Source organism: Hydrogenophaga sp. T2 (assembly GCF_049843535.1).
Taxonomy (GTDB): Bacteria; Pseudomonadota; Gammaproteobacteria; order Burkholderiales; family Burkholderiaceae_C; genus Hydrogenophaga; species Hydrogenophaga crocea.
Genome location: NZ_JBBHZJ010000004.1, coordinates 344,528 through 365,903 on the forward strand (window position 1 = coordinate 344,528; position 21,376 = coordinate 365,903).

At 72.6% G+C, this 21,376-nt stretch carries 19 protein-coding genes; 11 read left to right on the top strand and 8 right to left on the bottom strand.

Translation table 11 applies throughout. From position 1 onward, the window contains the following. The 3 genes from WDZ95_RS11865 (at position 1) to WDZ95_RS11875 (ending at position 2,610) form a co-directional block, all read left to right on the top strand. On the top strand, positions 1–324 hold the full coding sequence (locus tag WDZ95_RS11865) for a hypothetical protein (RefSeq protein WP_425778627.1): 324 nt from the start codon (positions 1–3) through the stop codon (positions 322–324). 100 nt (positions 325–424) lie between these two features. After that, positions 425–1,264, top strand: a complete 840-nt coding sequence (locus WDZ95_RS11870; protein WP_425778629.1) for an undecaprenyl-diphosphate phosphatase — start codon at positions 425–427, stop codon at positions 1,262–1,264. Positions 1,265–1,287: 23 nt separating this feature from the next. Next, complete coding sequence (locus WDZ95_RS11875; RefSeq protein ID WP_425778631.1) at positions 1,288–2,610, top strand: hemolysin family protein; 1,323 nt, start codon at positions 1,288–1,290, stop codon at positions 2,608–2,610. Between the two features lie 19 nt (positions 2,611–2,629). Here WDZ95_RS11875 and WDZ95_RS11880 read toward each other — a convergent pair whose 3' ends face one another. The 5 genes from WDZ95_RS11880 to WDZ95_RS11900 form a co-directional block, all read right to left on the bottom strand. Then, complete coding sequence (locus WDZ95_RS11880) at positions 2,630–3,697, bottom strand: maleylacetate reductase (RefSeq protein WP_425778633.1); 1,068 nt, start codon at positions 3,695–3,697, stop codon at positions 2,630–2,632. Between the two features lie 20 nt (positions 3,698–3,717). Then, positions 3,718–4,581 carry an NAD(P)-dependent oxidoreductase gene (locus tag WDZ95_RS11885; RefSeq protein ID WP_425778635.1) on the bottom strand — a complete coding sequence of 288 codons (864 nt, stop codon included), beginning with the start codon at positions 4,579–4,581 and terminating at the stop codon, positions 3,718–3,720. After that, a complete protein-coding gene (locus WDZ95_RS11890; RefSeq protein WP_425778637.1) occupies positions 4,578–5,546 on the bottom strand; it encodes a tripartite tricarboxylate transporter substrate binding protein in 969 nt (322 codons plus the stop codon). The genes WDZ95_RS11885 and WDZ95_RS11890 overlap by 4 nt, the downstream gene beginning before the upstream one ends. A gap of 139 nt (positions 5,547–5,685) precedes the next feature. After that, positions 5,686–7,038 carry an amidohydrolase family protein gene (locus WDZ95_RS11895; RefSeq protein ID WP_425778639.1) on the bottom strand — a complete coding sequence of 451 codons (1,353 nt, stop codon included), beginning with the start codon at positions 7,036–7,038 and terminating at the stop codon, positions 5,686–5,688. Positions 7,039–7,051: 13 nt separating this feature from the next. Continuing rightward, positions 7,052–8,041: an NAD(P)-dependent oxidoreductase gene (locus WDZ95_RS11900; RefSeq protein ID WP_425778641.1), complete on the bottom strand. Its 990-nt coding sequence runs from the start codon at positions 8,039–8,041 to the stop codon at positions 7,052–7,054. Positions 8,042–8,136: 95 nt separating this feature from the next. Between WDZ95_RS11900 and WDZ95_RS11905 the strand changes: the two genes are divergently transcribed. Beyond that, positions 8,137–9,945: a hypothetical protein gene (locus WDZ95_RS11905; protein ID WP_425778643.1), complete on the top strand. Its 1,809-nt coding sequence runs from the start codon at positions 8,137–8,139 to the stop codon at positions 9,943–9,945. Here WDZ95_RS11905 and WDZ95_RS11910 read toward each other — a convergent pair. After that, the gene (locus WDZ95_RS11910) at positions 9,918–11,102 is read right to left on the bottom strand and encodes an MFS transporter (RefSeq protein ID WP_425778645.1); all 1,185 of its coding nucleotides are present in this window, start codon (positions 11,100–11,102) and stop codon (positions 9,918–9,920) included. The genes WDZ95_RS11905 and WDZ95_RS11910 overlap by 28 nt on opposite strands. A gap of 52 nt (positions 11,103–11,154) precedes the next feature. Here WDZ95_RS11910 and WDZ95_RS11915 point away from each other — a divergent pair, with 52 nt between their 5' ends. After that, positions 11,155–11,976, top strand: coding sequence for an AraC family transcriptional regulator (locus WDZ95_RS11915; RefSeq protein WP_425778647.1), 822 nt, complete (start codon positions 11,155–11,157; stop codon positions 11,974–11,976). Positions 11,977–11,991: 15 nt separating this feature from the next. Here WDZ95_RS11915 and WDZ95_RS11920 read toward each other — a convergent pair whose 3' ends face one another. Beyond that, complete coding sequence (locus WDZ95_RS11920; RefSeq protein ID WP_425778649.1) at positions 11,992–12,798, bottom strand: IclR family transcriptional regulator; 807 nt, start codon at positions 12,796–12,798, stop codon at positions 11,992–11,994. Between the two features lie 80 nt (positions 12,799–12,878). Between WDZ95_RS11920 and WDZ95_RS11925 the strand changes: the two genes are divergently transcribed. From WDZ95_RS11925 to pcaF, 3 genes are read left to right on the top strand one after another with little or no spacing between them, the layout of a single operon-like run. Then, the gene (locus WDZ95_RS11925) at positions 12,879–13,595 is read left to right on the top strand and encodes a 3-oxoacid CoA-transferase subunit A (RefSeq protein ID WP_425778651.1); all 717 of its coding nucleotides are present in this window, start codon (positions 12,879–12,881) and stop codon (positions 13,593–13,595) included. Continuing rightward, positions 13,592–14,341 (top strand): 3-oxoacid CoA-transferase subunit B, encoded by a 750-nt coding sequence (locus WDZ95_RS11930; RefSeq protein ID WP_425778653.1) that lies wholly within the window; start codon positions 13,592–13,594, stop codon positions 14,339–14,341. Before WDZ95_RS11925 ends, WDZ95_RS11930 begins: the two co-directional genes overlap by 4 nt. A gap of 23 nt (positions 14,342–14,364) precedes the next feature. Next, complete coding sequence (gene pcaF, locus WDZ95_RS11935; RefSeq protein WP_425778655.1) at positions 14,365–15,573, top strand: 3-oxoadipyl-CoA thiolase; 1,209 nt, start codon at positions 14,365–14,367, stop codon at positions 15,571–15,573. On the opposite strand, the gene WDZ95_RS11940 is transcribed toward pcaF, so the two are convergent. Then, positions 15,574–16,941 carry a class II fumarate hydratase gene (locus tag WDZ95_RS11940; protein WP_425778657.1) on the bottom strand — a complete coding sequence of 456 codons (1,368 nt, stop codon included), beginning with the start codon at positions 16,939–16,941 and terminating at the stop codon, positions 15,574–15,576. An 87-nt stretch (positions 16,942–17,028) separates the two neighbouring features. On the opposite strand from WDZ95_RS11940, the gene WDZ95_RS11945 reads away from it, so the two are divergent. Genes WDZ95_RS11945 through WDZ95_RS11955 form a run of 3 tightly spaced genes read left to right on the top strand, consistent with a single transcriptional unit; the run spans position 17,029 to position 21,366 of the window. Beyond that, entirely contained in the window at positions 17,029–17,757 is a 729-nt protein-coding gene (locus tag WDZ95_RS11945; protein WP_425778659.1) for an ABC transporter ATP-binding protein, read from the top strand. 10 nt (positions 17,758–17,767) lie between these two features. After that, positions 17,768–20,137 carry an ABC transporter permease gene (locus WDZ95_RS11950; RefSeq protein WP_425778661.1) on the top strand — a complete coding sequence of 790 codons (2,370 nt, stop codon included), beginning with the start codon at positions 17,768–17,770 and terminating at the stop codon, positions 20,135–20,137. Continuing rightward, positions 20,134–21,366 (top strand): efflux RND transporter periplasmic adaptor subunit, encoded by a 1,233-nt coding sequence (locus WDZ95_RS11955; RefSeq protein WP_425778663.1) that lies wholly within the window; start codon positions 20,134–20,136, stop codon positions 21,364–21,366. Before WDZ95_RS11950 ends, WDZ95_RS11955 begins: the two co-directional genes overlap by 4 nt. Positions 21,367–21,376: the final 10 nt, after the last annotated feature.

The window sequence follows — 21,376 nt, forward strand, 5'->3', positions numbered from 1 at the left end:
ATGCGCCGCTGGCTCATCGCGCTGTTTGCCGTTCACTTCCTCTGGGGCGTGATCGGCTTCGCCATCCCCTCCCACCCCGTCGACACGCCCGCCGCGGCCTCGCTGGCCGCGCCCGCGCACGATGTGTCGGCCCCGAGCACCAAGGGCCTGGCCGACCTGGAGCACGCGCTCGCCGACGAGCTCCCCGACCTGCCCGACACGCTCCAGCGCCCCGCCACCCTGGCGTTCGCGCACGTGCTCACGCCGCTGCAGCCGCAGTGGCACGCCGGCGTGCTGCCGGCGCCGGTGCTCGAAGCGCCGTTCCGCCCGCCGCGGCGCGCCTGAAGCGCTTCACCCCCGCCCCGCCAGCCCCGCAGCGCCCCACCGGGCGTCGCTGGCGGCCCGGCACCGGCCCGCGTGGCCGTGCCCCTTGCCCTCACCCCTCATGGACACCTGGTTGCCGTGGCTGGAAGCCGCGATCCTGGGCATCGTCCAGGGACTCACCGAGTTCCTGCCGGTGTCCTCCAGCGCGCACCTGCGCATCCTCGGCCCGCTGCTGCCTTCGGGCACCGACCCCGGCGCGGCCTTCACCGCCATCACCCAGCTCGGCACCGAGGCCGCGGTGCTGGTGTACTTCCGCCACGACATCGCGCGCATCCTGGTGCGCTGGTGGGGCTCGATCACGCAGCCCGCGCTGCGCCGCGACCCCGATGCGCGCATGGGCTGGCTGATCCTGGTCGGCACGCTGCCCATCGCGGGGCTGGGGCTGCTGTTCAAGGACGCCATCGAGACCTCGCTGCGCCACCTCGCCATCACCGCCACGATGCTCATCGTGTTCGGCCTGCTGCTGGGCTGGGCCGACCGACGCGCCCCGCAGACGCGCACGCTGCGCGAGCTCGGCTGGGGGCATGGCCTGGTGTTCGGCTTCGCGCAGGCCATGGCGCTGATCCCCGGCGTGTCGCGCTCGGGCGGCACCATCACCGCAGGCCTGCTCATGGGCTACACGCGCGAGGCGGCGGCGCGCTATTCGTTCCTGCTGGCGCTGCCGGCGGTGGCGGCCTCGGGCCTGTACCAGCTGGTGCGCAGCGCCGGCACGGCCACGCCCATCGCCGCCGGGCCCACGGCCCTGGCCACGCTGATCGCCTTCGGCGTCGGCTACGCCGTCATCGTCTGGTTTTTGAAGCTCGTGTCCACGCGCGGCTATCGGCCCTTCGTGCTGTACCGCATCGCGCTGGGCGCCCTGGTGCTGCTGCTGCTCGCCACCGGCGTGCTCGCGCCCCTCTGATTTCTCCACCACCCTCCCCCACCATGGAAATTGCCTTACTGATCGCGCTGATTCTTCTCAATGGCGTCTTCGCCATGTCCGAATTGGCGCTCGTGACCGCGCGCAAGGCGCGCCTGCAAAAGCTCATCGACGAGGGCGACGGCGCGGCCGCCGCGGCCCTAAAGCTCGGCGAAGACCCGAACCGTTTCCTCTCCACCATCCAGATCGGCATCACCTCGATCGGCGTGCTCAACGGCATCGTCGGCGAGGCCGCGCTCGCCGGGCCGCTGGCGCTGTGGCTGCAATCGCTGGGTGCGCCGGTGCAGGCGAGCCAGATCGGCGCCACCGCGCTGGTGGTGGTGGTCATCACCTACTTCTCCATCGTGGTGGGCGAGCTGGTGCCCAAGCGCCTGGGCCAGACCCACCCCGAAACCTTCGCGCGCCTGGTGGCGCGCCCGATCGACTGGCTGGCCAAGGCCACCAAGCCCTTCGTGCTGCTGCTGTCGGTGTCCACGCGCGCGCTGCTGCGCCTGCTGGGCGTGAAGGAAAACAGCGCCGCCGCCGTGACCGAGGAAGAGATCCACGCCATGCTCGCCGAGGGCACGAGCGCGGGCGTGATCGAATCGCACGAACACGCCATGGTGCGCAACGTGTTCCGCCTCGACGACCGCCAGATCGGCTCGCTCATGGTGCCGCGCAGCGACGTGGTGGTGCTCGATCTCGAAGAGTCCTTCGAGGTGAACATGGCCCGGGTGGAAAGCAGCCGCCATTCGCGCTTCCCCGTGGTCAAGGGCGACCTGGGCGAACTGCAGGGCGTGCTCAACGCGCGCCTGTGGCTCACGCAGGCCCTGCGCGGCGAGAACCGCGCGCTCGACCAGCAGCCGCTGCAGCCACCGCTGTACGTGCCCGAGACCATCACGGGCATGGAGCTGCTCGACAACTTCCGCCTCTCGGACGTGCAGATGGCCTTCGTGATCGACGAGTACGGCGAGGTGCAGGGCATCGTGACGCTGCAGGACCTGATCGAGGCCATCACCGGCGAATTCCAGCCGCGCGACCCCGAGACCTCATGGGCCATGCAGCGCGAGGACGGCTCCTGGCTGCTCGACGGCCACATCCCCGTGCCCGAGCTCAAGGACCGGCTCGCGCTCGACCGCGTGCCCGACGAAGAACGCGGCCGCTACCACACGCTCAGCGGCATGCTCATGCTGCTCACCGGCCGGCTGCCGCGCGAGGGCGACCACGCGGTGTGGGAGGGCTGGCGACTGGAGATCGTGGACATGGACGGGCGCACCATCGACAAGGTGCTGGCGCGCCGGCTGCCCGAGGGCGACACCGCCCCGGGAGAAGGCGGCACCGCGGGCTGAACGCGCGGCGCCTCGGGCCTCAGGCTGCCGGCCGCGCGCCTTCCCACGCCGCCTGCAACAGCTCGCGCAGCGGACCGGCCTCCAGCGGGCGCGGGTTCGGGTACTGGTTCTGCATCGCGATCGAGCAGGCGCGGTCGAGGTCTTCGGCTTTCATGCCGATGTCGCGCAGCGCCACCGGTGCGCCGTTGTCGCGCGCCAGGTCGTACACCGCCTGCGGGGCTTCGGCCGGGCCGCGGCCGAGCGCGCGCGCGATGCGTGCCATGGCCTGCGGCGCGGCGGCCGCGTTGTAGGCCAGCGCGTGCGGCAGCACCACGGTGTGGGTTTCGGCGTGCGGCAGGTTGAAGCTGCCGCCCAGCGTGTGGCAGAGCTTGTGGTGCAGCGCCATGCCCACCGAGCCCAGCACGATGCCGCACAGCCAGGCGCCGTACAGCGCGTCGCCGCGCGCCTCGAGGTCGGCCGGGTTGGCGCGGATGCCGGGCAGCGCGCGGCCGATGGCGGCGATGCCCTCTTCGGCCATCAGGTCGATCACCGGGTTGCCCTCGGCCGAGTACAGGCCCTCGGCCGCGTGCGCGATGGCGTTGAGCCCGCTGGTCACGCTCAGCCCCACGGGCAGCGTGAGCGTGAGCTCGGGGTCGTAGAGCACGCTTTGCGGCAGCACCTTCAGGTCCTTGCCGGTCTTCTTGAGGCCGGCCTCGGTGATGCCGTAGATCGGCGTCATCTCGGAGCCCGCGTAGGTGGTGGGAATGGCCAGGATGGGCAGGCCCGAGTCCAGTGCGATGGCCTTGCCCAGACCGGTGGTGGAGCCGCCGCCGATGGCCACGGCGCAGTCGGCGCCGAGCTGGCGCGCCACCTCGCGCGCCTCGCGCGCGGTCTCGATCGGCACGTGCATGACGGCGCGGTCGAAGATGCCCGCGGCGCGCTCGCCGAGCAGTTGCGCCACGCGCTCGGCGCTGGCGCGCTGCTCGGGCGTGCACAGCACCAGCGCGCGCTGCGCGCCCATGGCCGCGATGGCCTGCGGCAGTTGCGCGAGCGCGCCCGCGCCGAACACCACGCGCGACGGAAGACCCTGGTAAACGAAGGAACGCATGGTCCGATTCTCCCGCGGCTTCACACCGCCAGGCCCGAGGCCCGCTGCAGCACGCGGATGATGGCCGCGTAATCGAGTTCGGCGTCGCCCTGCGCCTGCGCCGAGGCCATGAGCTGGCGCGTGGCCGCGGTCTGCGTGAGCGGCACCTGCAGCCGCGCGCCCTCGGCGAGGATGAGGTCGATGTCCTTGTTCATCTGGCCCACGGTGAAGGTGGGCGTGTAGTCGTTCTGCGAAAGCTGCACGCTCTTGGCCTTCACGATGGGTGAGGCCACGGCGCTGGCGCCGATCACCTGCCACAGGTCCTGCCAGGCGAGGCCGCCCTTCTGGCCCAGCGTGAGCGCCTCGGCCAGCATGGCGCTGGTCTGCGCGATCATGAGGTTGACCACCAGCTTCATGAGCCGGGCCTGCTCGGCCTCGCCGAGCCAGAAGTGGTTCGGGCCCCAGCAGCGCAGCAGCGGCAGCAGCCGCTCGTGCAAGGCGCGCGGGCCCGAGGCCATCACCGTGAGCTGGGCCGCATCGGCCATGTGGTTGTTGCCCGAGACGGTGCAGCGCAGGTGCATCACGCCGGCGCGCTCGCAGGCCTCGGCCGTGCGCGCCGAGGCCGCGGGCGAGACGGTGCTGGTGTCGATCCAGGCGGCGCCGCGGGCCGCGTTCGCGGCCACGCGCTCGGCCACGGCAAGCAGCGCGCCATCGTGCGGCAGCGACGAAACCACCACCGCGGCCTGCGCGAGGCCGTCGGCCACGGCGAGGCCGGCCTCGCGGGCCAGGGCCAGGCGCTCGGCCGAGGGGTCTTCGACCGACACGGCGTGGCCGGCGGCGAGCAGGTGGCGGGCCATGGGCAGGCCCATCTTGCCGACGCCGATGACGTGGATGCTTTGGCTCATTGCGGTTTGAGGTTGGCCGCGCGCGCGATGCGGGCGGCAGCGTCCATCTCGGTGCGGATGAACTGGTTGAATTCGGCCGTGCTCATGGGATAGGGCACGGCCCCCTGGCGACCCAGGCGCTCGACCACGGCGGGGTCGGCCAGGGCCTTGGTGGCTTCGGCGTGCAGCCGCTCGACGATGGCCGGCGGCGTCTTCGCGCTCACCACCATGCCGACCCAGAACACGAAGTCCGAGCCCGGCACGCCGGCCTCGACCGTGGTGGGCACGTTGGGCAAGGCGGCGTGGCGCGTGGCCGTGCTCACGGCCAGCGGCACCACCTTGCCGTCGCGGATCAGCGGCAGCGCCGAGGACAGCGGCGAGAAGAACCAGTCCACGCGCTCGCCCATCACGTCGGCCAGGGCCTCGGGCGTGCCGCGGTAGGGCACGTGCGTGGCTTCGATGCCGGCCTGCAGCCGGAACTTCTCGGCGTTGAGGTGGGTGGCGCTGCCCACGCCGGCCGAGGCGTAGTTGAGCTGGCCCGGCTTGGCCTTGGCGGCGGCCACCGCGTCGGCCACGCTCTTGTAGCCCTTGCCGGCGGACGTGACCATCACGTTGGGCAGCGCCGCCAGCGCGGTCACGCCCGTGAGGTCGCGCAGCGTGTCGTAGGGCAGGCTGGGGTACACGGCCGGGTTGACGGCGTGGCTGGACGAGGGGATCAGCACCAGGTGGCCATCGGCCTCGGCGCGCGCCACCTGGGCCGAGGCGATGCTGCCGCCCGCGCCGGGGCGGTTCTCCACCACGATGGTCTGGCCCATGTTGCGCTGCATGGTCTCGGCCACCAGCCGCGCCACGATGTCGGTGCCGCTGCCCGCGGTGAAGGGCACCAGGAAGGTGATGGGCTTGTTGCCGCTCTGCGCCCAGGCCGAACCGGCCGCCAGCGCGCCGATGGCGGCGAGCAACCAGATCCTGTTCCACGATTTCTTCATCTGCTTGTCTCCTGATGGTTGAAACAGGCCACCCGACTGCGCCGCCAGCGGCGCGATCCGGTGGCACCGGGGAACCGGCTTTGCCGCGCCGCGGGTGCCGCCCCCTTGAGGGGGTCGCGCGCAGCGCGGCGGGAGTGGGTCAAGTCAGGCCCATGGCCTGCGTGATTTTTTGTCCGGAGGCGCGCAGCGCGGCCAGCAGCGGCGGCAGGTCCACGCCCAGCAGGCGGCCGTCGCGCTTGCGCCATTCGCCGGCCACCATGACGCTGTCGATGTTGGCCAGCGTGGCCTGGAACACCACCGCGCTCACGGGGTCGTGCACCGGCTGCATGTTGAGATCGTCGGCGCGGATCAGCACCAGGTCGGCCTGCTTGCCCGGGGCCAGGGTGCCGAGGCGGTCGAGCTGGCGCAGCATGCGCGCGCCCTCCACCGTGACCCAGGCCAGGGCCTCGCGCGTGGTGATGGTGGACGTGTCGGGGATGGTGCCGTGCGCCGCGCGGTGCGCCACGTTGTCCAGGCTGCGCTGGATGCCCAGCGCGATGCGGGCCTGGCTGATCATGTCGCCGCTCATCACGCTCTCCAGGTCCACGCCCAGCGAGGGCGCGCGCCCGAAGCCGCGCAGCCGCCCGGTGAGCGGGTGGCCATGGCCCTGCGACATCTCGCTCTCGGCCGCGGCCGAGAAGCTCATGCCCAGGTCGCAGAAGCGCTTGAGCTGTTCGTCGGTGAGCGCGTGGCCGTGCACGATGTTGATCTGCTCGCCCAGCAGGCCCAGGGCCTCCAGGCGTTCCCAGCCATCGGGCGTGCGCGCCGGCCCGCCGCCCTGGTGCAGCGAGGCGATCAGCCCCAGCTCCTGCGCCATGCGGAAGTCGTGCACCGCCACGTCGAGCGTGCTGTAGTGCGGGCCCAGCACCGCGGCGTGGATCTGCAGCAGCGGCCGGCCCTGGTGGGCCTTGAGCAGCCGCTCGACCTCGGCGCGCGGGTGCGGCACCTCCCAGAACGGCGTCTGGCCGGGCTTGGGGTCGGGCTTGGGCGTGCCGTGGAAGAAGGCCGCGCGAATGCCCGATTGCAGCAGCGCGTCCACCGCCGCGTCGTTGTGCGCGGGCGTGGGGTTGTTGTGGCACCAGTCCACCAGCGTGGTGGTGCCGCAGTTGAGCTGGTTGAGCGCGCCCACCAGGGTCGCGATGTGCAGGTCTTCGGGCGCGAACACCGTGGCCAGGCCCGCGTGCATGTTCTTGAAGTACTGCAGCAGGGTCCAGTTGGCGGCCACGCCGCGCAGCGCGGTCTGCCAGGTGTGCATGTGGGCGTTGATGAAGCCCGGCACCAGGATGCAGCCGCTGGCGTCGACCACCTGCGCGTCGTCGACGTGGAGCTGCGGCGCGATGGCCTCGATGGTGTCGCCGGCCACCAGCAGGTCGCCCACGGGCAGGTCGCCCTGCGCGTCCATGGTGACGATGCTGGCGCCGCGGATCAGGGTGCGCTGTGCACGCGCTGCCATGGCCGGCCCCGCCTCAGCTGCTCAGGCCGTCGCCGACCGCCACGTTGAGCGGCGCGATCGTCAGGCCCGCGTCGGCCGCGGTCTCCTGCAGCAGGATCGCGAAGTCCACGTCGTCGTGGCCCCGGCCCACCATGCGCGCGATGCTCTCGCGCGTGGCCGCGGCCGAGGGCATGGGCACGCCGTGCGCCTTGCCCGCGCCCAGGCCCAGGTCCATGTCTTTGAGCAGCAGCTTGGGCGTGAAGGTCACCTGCTCGAAAGTCAGGTTGGTCAGCACCGGCGTCTTGTAGCGCGTGTACATGCTGCCCAGCACCGAGTCGTTGATGCTCTCGAGGAACACGTGGCGCGGGATGCCGGCCTTCTCGGCCAGCACGGTGATCTCGCACAGGCTCTGGATGATCACGCCGAACATGGTGTTGTGCGCGATCTTCCAGACCCGGGCCAGCTCGCCCTCGCCCACCCACATGGCCTTGCGCGACATGGCGGCGAGGTAGGGCTCGTTGGCGTCGTACAGGGCCTTGGGGCCGGAGGCCACCAGCAGCAGCTTGCCGGCCTTGGCCACCTTGGCGTTGCCCGACACGGGCGCGCACAGGTAGTTCACGCCCATGGCCTCGAGCCGCTCGCGGATCTCGGCCGAGCCTTCCTGCGAGATCGACGAGCTGTCGATCACGGTCTTGGGCCGGGTGGCGCCGGTGAGCACACCGCCGTCACCGAACAGCACTTCTTTCAGGTCGTCGGTGGTGGACACCATGGTGAAGACGGTGTCGCAGCCCGCGAGATCGAGCTTGCTGTTCACCACGGTCGCGCCGTATTCGGCCAGCGGCTCGGCCTTGCTGCGGGTGCGGTTCCACACCTGCACGGTGTGCCCGGCCTGCAGCAGTTTCTTCACCATGGCTTCGCCCATGCGGCCGAGGCCGATCCATCCGAGTGTGGCGCTCACGTGCTTGTCTCCTGTTGTGGTCTGTCGAGGCGGCCGAGTGTGTGCAAGGCCCGCCCCGCGCCGCAACCCGGCGCGCGGAAATCAGTTTTTCAGAGGGGGGTGCGTGATAGCATTTCGCGCGCCGCCGGGCGCCTTCAGCCGCGGACAGAACAGGTTCCGACATGAGCGCAACGCGCACCGACGCCGCCGGCCCCCTCGCCCCCCCGCCCACGCCCGGCGCAGCCCGCGCCCCCCTGCTCTGGGCCGCGGCCCTCGGGGCCCTGGCGCTCTCGCTGGTGTTCACGGGCTTCACCTTCGGCATCGGCAACAACGTCTTCCACATCCCGCTCGCGCTGCGTTGGTTCGACGCGCCCGAACTCGCGAACGACGCCTTCACGCAGTCGCTGCGCCACTTCCGATCGGGCGTGTGGATGCTCATGCAGCGGCTGACCTCGCCCGACACGCTGGAGCGCGATGTCCACCTCGCCCACGCGCTGTCGCGCGCCGCGGCCGTGGTGGCGCTGGCGCTGTGGCAGGCGCGCCTGCTGGGCACGCCGCGCCTGGCCGCGCTGGCGCTGCTGGCCACGGTGTGCAGCCCCTGGATATCGGGCTCGTCCCCCATCGGCGACCACGGCCTGTTCATCGGCTACTTCTCGCACTCCGAGATGACCTGGGGCCCGCTGCTGGGCGCGCTGCTGGCGATGCAGTCGCGCCGCTGGCTGCTGGCGGGGCTGTGTGCGGGCATCTGCTTCGCCATCAACGCCTTCGTGGGCCTCTGGCTGCTGGCGGTGCTGGCCGCGCTGTGGTGGCAGGCCGGCGCCGAGGCCTGGCGCCCCGCGCCCGTGGCGCGCCTGGCCGCGGGCTGGCTGCTGGCGGCCACGCCGGTGCTGCTCGCGATCGGGCAGACCCTGCACGGCGCCGTGGTGGACTTCGACTACCTCGCCTACATCCGCCTCTACTACCCCGACCACTTCCTGGCCGAAGCGATCGACCGCCGCAAGGCGGCGCAGTTCGGCCTGCTGCTGGCGGGTGGCTGGCTGGCCACCGCGGTGCTGCCCGCGCCGCGTTTCTGGCGCACCGCGCTGCTGGCCCCGCTGGCCGTCTTCGCCGTGGGCCTGGTGCTGCCCTACGCCTGGCCGCACCGGCTGGTGTTCAACCTGCACCTGCTGCGCATCGACGGCCTGATCCAGTTCTTCTCGGTGGTGCTGATGCTGGCCGCTGGCACGGCGCTGGCTGCGCAGGCGCGCGAACCGGCGCGCGCGGTGCTCGGCCTGCTGGTGCTGCTGGGCCTGCTCGACGGCGTGCGCGAGCCGGCCGAGTTGCTGCTCGCCGTGGCGGGCCTGGGCCTGGCGGTGCCGATGGGCCAGGCGCGCTGGAGCGCGCACGCGGCGCTGCATCGCGTCGCGCCCTGGGCCGTGGCCGCGCTCGCGCTCGCCATGCTGGGCTTCGACCTCTGGAGCCAGGCCGGCGGCGCGCTGCACACGCTGCGCTGGCTGGCCCTGCCCGTGTTCCTGTGGCTGTGGCGGCGCGGCGAGGCCGCGCGCACGCTGGCGCTCGCGCTGCTCGTGCTGATCACCGCCGCCACACACCTGCATGCGGCCTACCATCGCCCGCCCAAGGTGCCGGTGACGGCCCAGACGCGCGACCTCGACGCGCTCGTGGCGGCGGTGCGGGCCGCGCCCGCGGGCCGCGTGTTCCTGGTGCCGCTGGACAGAAGCTTCGAGTCGTTCTTCTGGCGCACCCGGCACCCGGTCTGGGTCGACTGGAAACAGGGCGCTGCCGCCATGTGGGCGCCGGCCTTCCACGCGCAGTGGCGTGCGCGCTACACCGCCGTGCGCGCCCTGCCCGCCCAGGCCGCCGCCTGGGGCGATTACGCGCGCGCCCAGGGCCTGAAAGATCTCGTGCTGCCGATCGCCGCGGGCGACTGCCCCGCGGGCTTCGCGCAGCGCTGGCAGGGCGGGGTCTACCGCTGGTGCGCGGCCGCCCCCTGAACGGGCGCACCCGGCAACTGCGTGAGCACCAGCAGCGTGACCACCGAGGTCGCGGCCATCACGCCCAGCAGCGCGGTGAAGCCCGCGTTCTTCACCACCGGCCCGATCAGCCACACCGCCACCGAACTCGCCCCCAGCGACACCGCGAGCCGCATGCCCGCCACGCGCGAGCGCATGGCGTCGTCCACGTAGCGCACGATCAGCGCGTCGGTGAACGGGATGGCGCCGAAGATGGCCGCCATGAACAGGAACTGGATGGCCAGGAACGCCCAGCCGCTGAGCGTGGTGGCCAGCACCAGCAGCAGCGCCTGGATCGCGATCACGCCCATGTAGAGCGTCTTGAGCGCGTGGCGGTCGATCAGGTAGCCCACCACGAGCTGCGTGACCGAGGCCGCGGTGTACACGGCCGCCAGCAGCACGCCGATGCGCGCGGGGTCTTGCGCGATGCCGTGCAGCCGGTCGGTGAGCAGCTCGAAGTTCGCGTTGGTGGACAGGTTGAACAGCAGGCTGCCGCTGGTGGCGGCCATGGTCATCACCAGGAACAGCCGCGCCAGCGACACGCCGTCGGGCGCGTGGCCTGCGGCCTTTTTCTTCGCGGCGGGCGCGGCGGCTTCGCGCGTGCCGTGCAGCGCAAACAGCAGGCCGCACGCCAGGCACACCAGGCCCGGCACCACGAAGGCCGTGCGCCAGCCCGCGTACTGCATGAGAAAGCCCGTGGCCACGGCCGCCCCGGCCACGCCGAGGTTGCCCGCGAGGCCGTTGACACCGATGGTCCAGCCCGGCCGCGGCGCGCCCTGCACCAGCATGGGAATGCCCACCGGGTGGTAGATGGACGCGAAGGCCCCGAGCAGCGCGAGCGCAAACGCCATCTGCAGCGGCGTCTGCGTGGCCGCCACCAGCAGCGACGCCAGGCCCATGCCGAAGAAGAACACCAGCATCATCTTGCGCCGGCCCCACTGGTCGCCCAGCTTGCCCGCGGGCAGCGAGCCCACGCCGAAGAAGAAGAACGCCGCCACGCCATAGGGCATGAGGTCTTCCCAGCGCGCGAGCCCGAAATCGGCCGCGATGCGGGTGACCGCGGTGGCGAAGATCAGCAGCATCAGGTGGTCGAGCGCGTGCCCGATGTTGAGGAGGATCTGCGTCGGTCGGTTGTGCATGGCGCGATCTTCGGGGGCCGCGCGATGGCCGGCACAATCAAGACCGCCAGATATGCGTCCAGAACCGCCAACCTCCGATCGCGCGCCCCGGGCCGCGCCCGCCAGCCCCCACCCGAACGCCCAGGCCGCCAACCGCGCGCCGCGCCCGGTGGCCGCGCTCGCGCGCTCCGATCCCGCGGGCGTGGTCATTGCCGCCCACCGCCACGACCGCGACCAGCTCATCTACGCGACCCAGGGCGTCATGACCATCCGCGCCCAGGGCGTGCTCTGGACCATCCCGCCCAGCCACGCCATGTGGATGCCCGCGCAGGTGGAGCACGAGATCCGCATGGACACGGCGGTGGAAATGCGCACGCTCTACTTCTGGACCGGCACCGTGCCCGGGCAGGACGAGGACTGCCACGTGCTCGCGGTGACGCCGCTGCTGCGCGAGCTGATCCTGCGGGCCATGTCGATCCCGCCGGCCTACGGGCTCTACAGCCCCGAGGGCCGGGTGATGGACCTGATCGTCGACGAGGTGGGCCGGCTCGAGCGCCGGCCGCTGTCGCTGAGGCTGCCCACCGACAAGCGCCTGGCGCGCCTGTGCCGGCTGCTGATCGCCGACCCGGGAAACACCGAGCCGATCGCCGAGCTCGGGCGGCGCGTGGGCCTGTCCGAACGCAGCGTGATCCGCCTGTTCCCGCAGGAAACCGGGCTCAGCCTGCACCGCTGGCGCCAGCAGCTGCGGCTGATGCGCGCCTTCGCGCTGGCCGACCAGGGGCTGAACGTGGGGCAACTGGCCGACCAGCTCGGCTACGCCAGCGCATCGGCCTTCGGCAAGATGTTCGCCAAGCAGTTCGGGTGTGCGCCGCGGGGGGTGTTGGGGACGCGGTGAGCCGGGCGCGGGCCCTCAGCGCCGCCCCGTCCTCGCCAGCAAGGCCGACACCTCGTCCGCCGCCTCGCGCAGCCGCGGCAGCAGCTGCTCCTTCATCACCGTGGCGTTGGTGCGGTTGGCCTGGCCCGAGACGTTGAGCGCGGCCACCACCTGCCCCGTGCGGCTGCGCACCGGCGCGGCGATCGAGATCAGACCCTCTTCGAGCTCCTGGTTCACCAGCGCCCAGCCCTGGCGGCGCACCTGCTGCACGCGCGCCAGCAGCTCGCCCGGATCGGTTTCGGTGTGGCGCGTGTTGGCCTGGATCGCGCTTGCCTTCAGCCGCGCCTTCACCGCCGTGTCGTCGAGCCCCGCGAGCAGCACCCGGCCCAGCGAGGTGCACCAGGCGGGCAGCCGCGTGCCCACGTTGAGGTTGAGCGCCACGATCTTGTGCGTGTGCACGCGCAGCACGTAGACGATGTCGGCGCCGTCGAGCACCGCGGCCGAACAGCTCTCGCCCACGCTGTCCGAGAGCCGCTCCATCACCGGCTCGGCCAGGTTCCAGATCGGCATGGACGTGAGGTAGGCAAAGCCCAGGTCGAGGATGCGCGGCGTGAGCCGGTAGAGCTTGCCGTCGCTCTCCACATAACCCAGCGCCTGCAGCGTGAGCAGGATGCGCCGCGCCCCCGCGCGCGTGAGGCCGCTGCGCGCCGCCACCTCCGACAGCGTCTGCTCGGGGGCCTCGGCGTTGAACGAGCGGATCACCTCGAGCCCGCGCGCGAACGACTGCACATAGCCGTCACCGGGCGTGGGCGCGTCGGGGGCGCGGTGGGCGTGGGTTGCCATGGTCGGGGCGCGGCGCTTAGAATGATTCGTCAATCGAACAAGTGTTCGTCATTAGAACACATCCCCACCCGGAGACCCCCTTGATCAACAAGATCGCCACCTCGGTGGCCGAAGCCCTGCAGGGCGTGCGCGACGGCGCCACCGTGCTGATCGGCGGCTTCGGCACCGCGGGCATTCCCAACGAACTCATCGACGGCCTGATCGAACAGGGCGCGCGCGAGCTGACCGTGGTGAACAACAACGCCGGCAACGGCGACCACGGCCTGGCCGCCCTGCTCAAGACCGGCCGCGTGCGCAAGATCATCTGCAGCTTTCCGCGCCAGGCCGACAGCCACGTGTTCGACGGCCTCTACCGCAGCGGCCAGCTCGAGCTCGAACTGGTGCCCCAAGGCAACCTGGCCGAGCGGCTGCGCGCCGCGGGCGCGGGCGTGGGCGCGTTCTTCACGCCCACGGGCTACGGCACCGAACTGGCAAAGAACGCCGACGGCAGCCCCAAGGAAACCCGGATCATCAACGGCCGGCCCTATGTGCTCGAGTACCCCATTCACGGCGACGTGGCGCTGATCAAGGCCGAGCGCGGCGACCGCTGGGGCAACCTCACCTACCGCAAGGCCGCGCGCAACTTCGGCCCGGTGATGGCCACCGCGGCCAAGCGCACCGTGGCCAGCGTGTTCGAGATCGCCGAGCTCGGCGCGCTCGACCCCGAAACCATCGTCACCCCCGGCATCCATGTGAGCGCGGTGGTGCAGATTCCGCGCGTCGCCACGCAGGCCGGCGGCTTCAAGGAGGCCGCATGAAAAACGACAACCCCCACGCTCCGCCGCTGCGCGGGTCGCTGCCCCCCGAGGGGGCTGAGCCGTCTTGGGGCGGCCCGGCGACGGCTCGCCCCTACACCCGCCGCACCAAAGACGAGCTCGCGAAGCGCGTCGCGCAAGACATCCACGACGGCGCCTATGTGAACCTGGGCATCGGCCAGCCCACGCTGGTGGCCAACCACATCCCCGCCGGGCGCGAGGTGATCCTGCACAGCGAGAACGGCATCCTCGGCATGGGCCCCGCCCCCGCCGCGGGCCATGAGGACTACGACCTGATCAACGCGGGCAAGCAGCCCGTCACGCTGCTGCCCGGCGGCGCGTTTTTCCACCACGCCGACAGCTTCGGCATGATGCGCGGCGGCCACCTGGACATCTGCGTGCTCGGCGCCTTCCAGGTCTCGGCCACGGGCGACCTGGCCAACTGGAGCACCGGCGAGCCCGGCAGCATTCCCGCGGTGGGCGGCGCCATGGACCTGGCCATCGGCGCCAAGCAGACCTGGGTGATGATGGACCTGCTCACCAAGCAGGGCGCGAGCAAGGTGGTGGCGCAATGCAGCTACCCGCTCACCGGCATCGCCTGCGTCAAGCGCATCTACAGCGACCTCGCCACGCTCGAGTGCACGCCCCAGGGCCTGCGCCTGATCGACGCGGTCGAGGGCCTCACGCTCGACGAGCTGCAGCGCCTGGTGGGCCTGCCGATCGCAGCCCCCGCCGCCCCCGCGGCCTGAACCGTTTTTTCCCCGGAGCCTTCATGACCCAACGCCAAGCCTTCATCTGCGACGCCATCCGCACCCCCTTCGGCCGCTACGGCGGCGCGCTCTCCAGCGTGCGCACCGACGACCTCGCCGCGATCCCCATCAAGGCGCTGATGGAGCGCAACCCCAACGTGGACTGGGCCAGCGTCACCGATGTGCTCTACGGCTGCGCCAACCAGGCCGGCGAAGACAACCGCAACGTGGCGCGCATGGCCGCGCTGCTCGCGGGCCTGCCGATCGAGGTGGCCGGCGCCACCATCAACCGCCTCTGCGGCTCGGGCCTGGACGCCGTGGGCAGCGCGGCGCGCGCCATCAAGGCCGGTGAAGCGGGCCTGATGATCGCGGGCGGCGTGGAGAGCATGAGCCGCGCCCCCTTCGTGATGCCCAAGGCCGAGAGCGCCTTCAGCCGCGCCAACGCGGTCTACGACACCACCATCGGCTGGCGCTTCGTGAACAAGCTCATGAAGGCGCAGTACGGCGTCGACTCCATGCCCGAGACGGCCGAGAACGTGGCCGTCGATTTCAAGATCGAGCGCGAAGCGCAGGACCGCATGGCCCTGGCCAGCCAGCTCAAGGCCGTGGCCGCGCAAAAGGCCGGCCACCTCGCGCGCGAGATCGTGCCCGTGAGCATCCCGCAGAAAAAGGGCGACCCGGTGGTGGTGAGCCAGGACGAGCACCCGCGCGAGACCAGCCTGGAAGCGCTGGCCAAGCTCAAGGGCGTGGTCAAGCCCGAGGGCTCGGTGACCGCGGGCAACGCCAGCGGCGTGAACGACGGCTCGTGCGCGCTGCTGCTGGCCGACGAGGCCAGCGCCGCGAAGAACGGCCTGAGCCCCAAGGCCCGCGTGGTGGGCATGGCCACGGCCGGCGTGGCGCCGCGCATCATGGGCATCGGCCCCGCGCCCGCCACCGAGAAGGTGCTGGCCCTCACCGGCCTCACGCTCGCGCAGCTCGACGTGATCGAACTCAACGAGGCCTTTGCCGCGCAGGGCATCGCGGTGCTGCGGCAGCTCGGCCTGAAAGACGACGACGAGCGCGTGAACGCCTGGGGCGGCGCGATCGCGTTGGGCCACCCGCTGGGCGCCAGCGGCGCGCGCCTGGTCACCACCGCGGTGAACCGCCTGCACGCCACCGGCGGCCGCTACGCGCTGTGCACCATGTGCATCGGCGTGGGCCAGGGCATTGCGCTCATCGTCGAGCGGGTCTGATCAGCCGCCCTTGACCCAGTCGTCGAACTGCGCGGCGCTGACGCCGCCGCGCACCAGGGCCAGCTCGCGCAGCGGCCGGCCCGTGACCTGCGATTCGCGGTAGAGCACGGCGGCCTCCTCGTGGCCGATGTGCCGGGCCAGCAGCGTGGCCTGCAGCATGGCCGGCGAGAGCGCGGCCTCGATGCGCCCGCGGTCGGCCTCGAGCCCGCGCACGCAGTGGCGCTCGAAGCTGCGCATGCCGTCGGCCAGCAGCCGGATGCTCTGCAGCAGGTTGAGCGCGAGCACCGGTTTGGCCGCGTGCATCTGGAACTGCGCGAGCGTGGCCGCGAAGCCGATGGTCACGTCGTTGCCCATCACCTGGGCCGTCACCATCAGCAGCGATTCGCACTGCGTGGGATTGACCTTGCCGGGCATGATGGAGCTGCCCGGCTCGTTGGCGGGCAGGCGCAGCTCGCCGAGCCAGGGGCTGCCCATCCAGCGCACATCGTCGGCGATCTTGCGCAGCGCCACGGCCAGCCCGCGCAGGCTCGCGTGCAGCTGCAGCAGCGCGTCGTGCGCGGCCTGGGCGGCGAAGGGGTCGTCGGCACGGCGCAGCGCCAGACCCGTGGCCTCGGCCAGCGACTGCACCATGCGCTCGCCGAACTGCGGATGCGTGTTGGCGCCGCTGCCCACCGCGGTACCGCCGATGGCCAGGCCCAGCGCGGCCTGCACCGCGTGATCAACACCCTGGCGCGCCTGCGCAAGCTGCGCGGCCCAGGCGCCCATCTCCTGGTCGAGCGTGAGCGGCAACGCCGCCTGCAGGTGGGTGCGGCCGGTCTTGAGCAGACCGGGCACCCGCGCGGCCTGCTCGAGGATGGCCTCGCGCAGCGCGTCGAGCGCGGGCAGCAGCGACTGCGTCACGCCCCGCAGCGCGGCCACGTGGATGGCCGTGGGCACCACATCGTTGGAGGACTGGCCCAGGTTCACCTCGTCGTTGGGGTGCACGGCACGCGCCGGCGTCGAGGCCAGGTGCGCGATCACCTCGTTCATGTTCATGTGGCTCTGGGTGCCCGAGCCGCTTTGCCACACCGCGAGCGGAAACGCGTCGTCCCAGCGGCCGGCCAGCACCGCCTCGGCGGCCTGCACGATGGCCTGGGCCACGGGCGCGTCGAGTGCGCCGAGGGCCGCGTTCACCTGGGCGGCGCAACGCTTGATGAGCGCCAGCGCCTGCACCAGCTCGGGCGGCATGCGCTCGGTGGAGATGGCGAAGTGTTCCAGCGCGCGCTGGGTCTGCGCGCCCCAGGGCACGCCCGCCGGGATGTGAATCGCCCCCCAGGCATCGTGTTCGGTGCGCGCGGCCGCGCTGGCCGCAGCGGAATCGGCGTCCATGGCCCACCTCCAGGCAAAGCGACACCGTGCCCCAAGGCTTGATCAGCGTCAACCGCGCGCGGCGGTGCCCATGCTGCAATCAGGTGCATGCCCGACGCACCGCCCCCGGTCTTTTGCGCGCGCGGCCTCACCAAGACCTACGGTGAGGGGCCCACGGCCGTGCACGCGCTGCGCGGCGTCGACCTCGACATCCACCGCGGCGAGTTCGTGGTGCTGCTGGGCGCCTCGGGCAGCGGCAAGAGCACGCTGCTCAACATCCTGGGCGGGCTCGACTCGGCCAGCAGCGGCACCGCGCAGTGGACGCACGCGGGCCGCACGCGCGAGCTCACCGGCGCCAGCGACGCCGAGCTCACGGCCTACCGGCGTGAACACGTGGGCTTCGTGTTCCAGTTCTACAACCTCATTCCCAGCCTCACCGCGCGCGAAAACGTGGCCCTGGTGACCGAACTCGTGGCCGACCCCATGGCGCCCGAGGACGCGCTGGCCCTGGTCGGGCTGGCCGAGCGCATGAACCACTTCGCGGCCCAGCTCTCGGGCGGCGAGCAGCAGCGCGTGGCGATCGCGCGCGCCATCGCCAAGCGCCCCGCGGTGCTGCTGTGCGACGAGCCCACCGGCGCGCTCGACTGCGCCACCGGCGTGCGCGTGCTGCAGGCCATCGAGCGCGTCAACGCCGAGCTCGGCACCACCACGGTGGTCATCACGCACAACGCGCCGATCGCGCAGATGGCGCACCGCGTGCTGCGCCTGGCCGACGGCCGCATCGTCGAAGACCGGCCCAACCCGGCGCGCGTGCCGGCCGCGGCGCTGCAGTGGTGAGCGCGTGACCATGCGGGCGCTCAACCTCAAGCTCTGGCGCGATCTGTGGAACCTGCGCTCGCAGGTGCTGACCATCGCGCTGGTGGTGGCCATCGGGGTGGGAGGGTTCGTGGGCCTGTTCTCGGTGCACGCCTCGCTGCTGCAGGCGCGCGACGACTTCTACCGCAGCCACCGCCTGGCCGACGTGTTCGTGACCCTCAAGCGCGCGCCCACCGCGCTGGCCGCGCGCGTGGCCGCCATCGACGGCGTGGCCGAGGTGCAGACCGGCCTGGCCTTCGACGCGCAGATCGACCTCGGCGACCCGGGCGCGCCCGTGACCGGCCGCTTCGTGGCGCTCGACCTGGTGCGCGCGCCGCTGGGCACCCAGGCCCTCAATGCCACGCGGCTGCGCGAGGGCCGCTGGCCCGAGGCCGGCCCGGCGCTGGAGGCCGTGGTGAGCGAGAGCTTTGCGCGGGCCCGCGGCCTGCGCCCGGGCGCGCGCGTGCACGCCGTGCTCAACGGCCGGCTGCTGGCGGTGCAGGTGGTGGGCCTGGCGATCTCGCCCGAGTACGTGTTCGCGGGCAGCGGCGGCGCGCCCGACGAGCGCAGCTTCGGCATCTGGTGGGTGGACGCGCGCCGCCTGGCCGAGCTGCTCGACCTGCGCGGCGCCTTCAACCAGGCGGTGCTGCGGCTGGCGCCGGGCGCCAGCGAGCCCGCCGTGGTGGCCGCGCTCGACCGCCTGCTCGAGCCCTATGGCTCGCTGGGTGCGGTGCTGCGGCGCGACCAGCTCTCCGCGCGCGTGGTCGACGACGAGCTTGACCAGTTGCGCGTGATGGGCACGGTGCTGCCGGCGATCTTCCTTGCGGTGGCCATGTTCATCCTCAACGGCGTGCTGGCACGCCAGGTCGCCACGCAGCGCGCGCAGATCGCTTCGCTCAAGGCCCTGGGCTATGGCGACGGCACGATCGCGGCGCACTACGTCGGCATGGCGCTGCTGGTGGCCGGGCTGGGCGTGGTCGCGGGGCTGGCGCTCAGCGGGCTGATCGGGCGCGCCATGCTGGGCCTGTACGAGCCGGTGTTCCGCTTCGACGCGCTGGCCTATCGCACGTCCGCGCCGCTGGTGGGCGTGGCGGTGGCGGTCGCCGCCGCGGCCGCCGCGCTGGGCGCGTGGACCGCGATCCGCGCCGTGGTGCGGCTGCGCCCGGCCCAGGCCATGCAGCCGCCCGCGCCGCCCGCCTACCGGCGCACGCTGGCCGAGCGCCTGGCCCCGGGTGCGCGGGTGCGCGCCCGCGCGCTCATGGTGCTGCGCGATGTGGAGAACCGCCCCTGGCGCAGCGCCTTCACGGTGGCCGGCGTGGCCATGGCCATGGCCCTGCAGATCGCAGGCGCGTTCTGGCTCGACGCCATCGCCCACATCGAAGACGTGCAGTTCCGCCAGGTGCAGCCCGGCAACGTGGTGCTGCATTTCCAGCCCCACGCCGCGCCCGCGGTGGCGGCCGAGCTGCGCCGCCTGCCAGGCGTGCTGATGGCCGAGGCCTACCGCAGCGAGCCGGTGCGGGTGCTGCGCGGCGCACGCTCGCGCGAGGTCGCGCTCACCGGACTGCCGCCGCACGCGCCGCTGCTGCCGGTGGTCGACGCGCGCCGGGGCCCGGTGGCGCTGCCCGACGAGGGCATCGTGCTGTCGCAGCTGCTCGCGCGCGACATCGGCGCACAGACGGGCGACCGCGTCACCGTGGCGTTTCGCCTCGGCCACCGCGAACAGGTGGAGCTGCCGGTGGTGGCCGTGGTGCACACGCTGATGGGCCAGCAGGCCTGGATGTCGCTGGCCGCGCTGCACCGCGCCGCGCGCGACGGCGCCGGCCTGTCCGACGCCGCGCTGCTGGTCGACGACAGCGCGCTGCCCGCGTTCTGGGCCGCGATCAAGGCCACGCCGGGCGTGTCCGCGGTGTTCGACAAGCGCTCGGTGCAGCGCGCCTTCGACGAACGCACCTCCTACAACATGGGCGCGTTCAGCGCCATCCTCACGCTGTTCGCGGTGGCCATGGCCGTGGGCATCACCTACAACGCCGCGCGCATCGCGCTGTCCGAACGCGCCTGGGACCTGGCCAGCCTGCGCGTGCTGGGCATGACGCGCGGCGAGGTCTCGGTGCTGCTGCTGGGCCAGCTCGCGTTCGAGCTGCTGCTGGCGCTGCCGCTGGGCCTGCTCGCGGGCCGCGGCCTGGCCGCGCTGCTGATGCGGCTCATGTCCTCCGACAACATCGAATTCCCCGTCGTCATCGCGCCCGCCACCTACGCCTGGGCCGCGATCATCGTGCTGGCCGCGGGCGCGGCCAGCGCCCTGCTGGTGCGCCGCCGGGTCGACCGCTTCGACCTCGTGGCCGTTCTCAAGGTGCGCGAATGAACGCTTCTGCCTCTCCCAGCTCCCCCACCTCCCCTGCTTTCCCGTGGCGGCGCTGGCTGCCGATCGGCGCCGCCGCGCTGGCCCTCGCCGCCCTGCTGGCCTGGGCCCTGCGGCCCGCGCCGCTGCCGGTGCAGACCGCCGCCGTGCAGCGCGGCCCGTTCGAGCAGACGATCGAAGAAGACGGCGTGCTGCGGCTGCAGCAGCGCTACACGCTGGCCTCGCCCACGGCCGGTGAACTGCAGCGCCCCGGCCTGCGCGTGGGCGACAGCGTGGCCGCGGACGAGGCGGTGCTGGTGCTGCGCCCCGCGTCCCCGGGCCTGATCGACGCGCGCACCCGCGCCGTGCTGCAGCAGCGCCTGGGCAGCGCACAGGCCGCGCTGGCCGCGGCCGACGCCCAGGTGGCGCGCCAGGAAGTGGCGCTGGCCCAGGCCCGGCTCGATGTGCAGCGCCAGGCGGCGCTGGCCGATGCGCGCTTCGTCTCGCCGGCCGCGCGCGAGCAGGCCGAGCTCGCGCAGCGCCAGGCCCAGCAGGCGGTGGCCGCGGCGCAGGCCGAGCGCCGCGTGGCCGCGTTCGCGCGCAGCGAGGCCCAGGCCGCGCTCTCGCTGGCCGATGGCGGCCGCGTCGACAGCGGCCTGTGGACGCTGCGCAGCCCGGTCGCCGGGCGCGTGATCGCGCTGCACCGCGACAGCGAAGGCCCGGTGAGCGCGGGCCAGCCGCTGCTCGACATCGGCGACACCGAGCGCCTGGAGGCCGTGGTGGACCTGCTCTCGGGCGACGCCGCGCGCGTGCCCGAGGGCGCGCCCGTGACGCTGCAGATCGGCGCCGGTCTGCCCACCCTGCGCGCCCACGTGGCGCGCGTGGAGCCCGTGGCCTTCACCAAGGTCTCGGCGCTGGGCATCGAGGAGCAGCGCGTGAACCTGCGCATCGCGCTCGACGAGCCCTGGCCGGAACGCCGCGCGCTCGGTGACGGCTACCGCGTGGACGCGCGCATCGTCACGCTCGCGCTGCGCGACGCGCTGCTCGTGCCCACGGCCGCCCTGCTGCGCGAGAACGGCCGCTGGCGCGTGTTCGTGGTCGATGGCGCCTCGCGCGCGCGCCTGCGCCCGGTCACGCCAGGCGCGCGCGGTCCCGAGCACACGGTGGTCGAAAGCGGTCTGCAGCCCGGCGAACGCGTGGTGCTGTACCCGGGCAACGGGGTGGTCGAGGGCCAGCGGGTGGTGGAACGCTGAGCGCGGGCCG

What these genes read in the sequence shown, in the direction of transcription:
- WDZ95_RS11945 (WP_425778659.1), top strand. Translation starts at nt 17,029, where the DNA reads ATGCCCGACGCACCGCCCCCGGTCTTTTGCGCGCGCGGCCTCACCAAG.
- WDZ95_RS11890 (WP_425778637.1), bottom strand. Translation starts at nt 5,546, where the DNA reads ATGAAGAAATCGTGGAACAGGATCTGGTTGCTCGCCGCCATCGGCGCG.
- pcaF (WP_425778655.1), top strand. Translation starts at nt 14,365, where the DNA reads ATGACCCAACGCCAAGCCTTCATCTGCGACGCCATCCGCACCCCCTTC.
- WDZ95_RS11870 (WP_425778629.1), top strand. Translation starts at nt 425, where the DNA reads ATGGACACCTGGTTGCCGTGGCTGGAAGCCGCGATCCTGGGCATCGTC.
- WDZ95_RS11950 (WP_425778661.1), top strand. Translation starts at nt 17,768, where the DNA reads ATGCGGGCGCTCAACCTCAAGCTCTGGCGCGATCTGTGGAACCTGCGC.
- WDZ95_RS11885 (WP_425778635.1), bottom strand. Translation starts at nt 4,581, where the DNA reads ATGAGCCAAAGCATCCACGTCATCGGCGTCGGCAAGATGGGCCTGCCC.
- WDZ95_RS11920 (WP_425778649.1), bottom strand. Translation starts at nt 12,798, where the DNA reads ATGGCAACCCACGCCCACCGCGCCCCCGACGCGCCCACGCCCGGTGAC.
- WDZ95_RS11905 (WP_425778643.1), top strand. Translation starts at nt 8,137, where the DNA reads ATGAGCGCAACGCGCACCGACGCCGCCGGCCCCCTCGCCCCCCCGCCC.
- WDZ95_RS11940 (WP_425778657.1), bottom strand. Translation starts at nt 16,941, where the DNA reads ATGGACGCCGATTCCGCTGCGGCCAGCGCGGCCGCGCGCACCGAACAC.
- WDZ95_RS11895 (WP_425778639.1), bottom strand. Translation starts at nt 7,038, where the DNA reads ATGGCAGCGCGTGCACAGCGCACCCTGATCCGCGGCGCCAGCATCGTC.
- WDZ95_RS11955 (WP_425778663.1), top strand. Translation starts at nt 20,134, where the DNA reads ATGAACGCTTCTGCCTCTCCCAGCTCCCCCACCTCCCCTGCTTTCCCG.
- WDZ95_RS11910 (WP_425778645.1), bottom strand. Translation starts at nt 11,102, where the DNA reads ATGCACAACCGACCGACGCAGATCCTCCTCAACATCGGGCACGCGCTC.
- WDZ95_RS11875 (WP_425778631.1), top strand. Translation starts at nt 1,288, where the DNA reads ATGGAAATTGCCTTACTGATCGCGCTGATTCTTCTCAATGGCGTCTTC.
- WDZ95_RS11915 (WP_425778647.1), top strand. Translation starts at nt 11,155, where the DNA reads ATGCGTCCAGAACCGCCAACCTCCGATCGCGCGCCCCGGGCCGCGCCC.
- WDZ95_RS11865 (WP_425778627.1), top strand. Translation starts at nt 1, where the DNA reads ATGCGCCGCTGGCTCATCGCGCTGTTTGCCGTTCACTTCCTCTGGGGC.
- WDZ95_RS11880 (WP_425778633.1), bottom strand. Translation starts at nt 3,697, where the DNA reads ATGCGTTCCTTCGTTTACCAGGGTCTTCCGTCGCGCGTGGTGTTCGGC.
- WDZ95_RS11930 (WP_425778653.1), top strand. Translation starts at nt 13,592, where the DNA reads ATGAAAAACGACAACCCCCACGCTCCGCCGCTGCGCGGGTCGCTGCCC.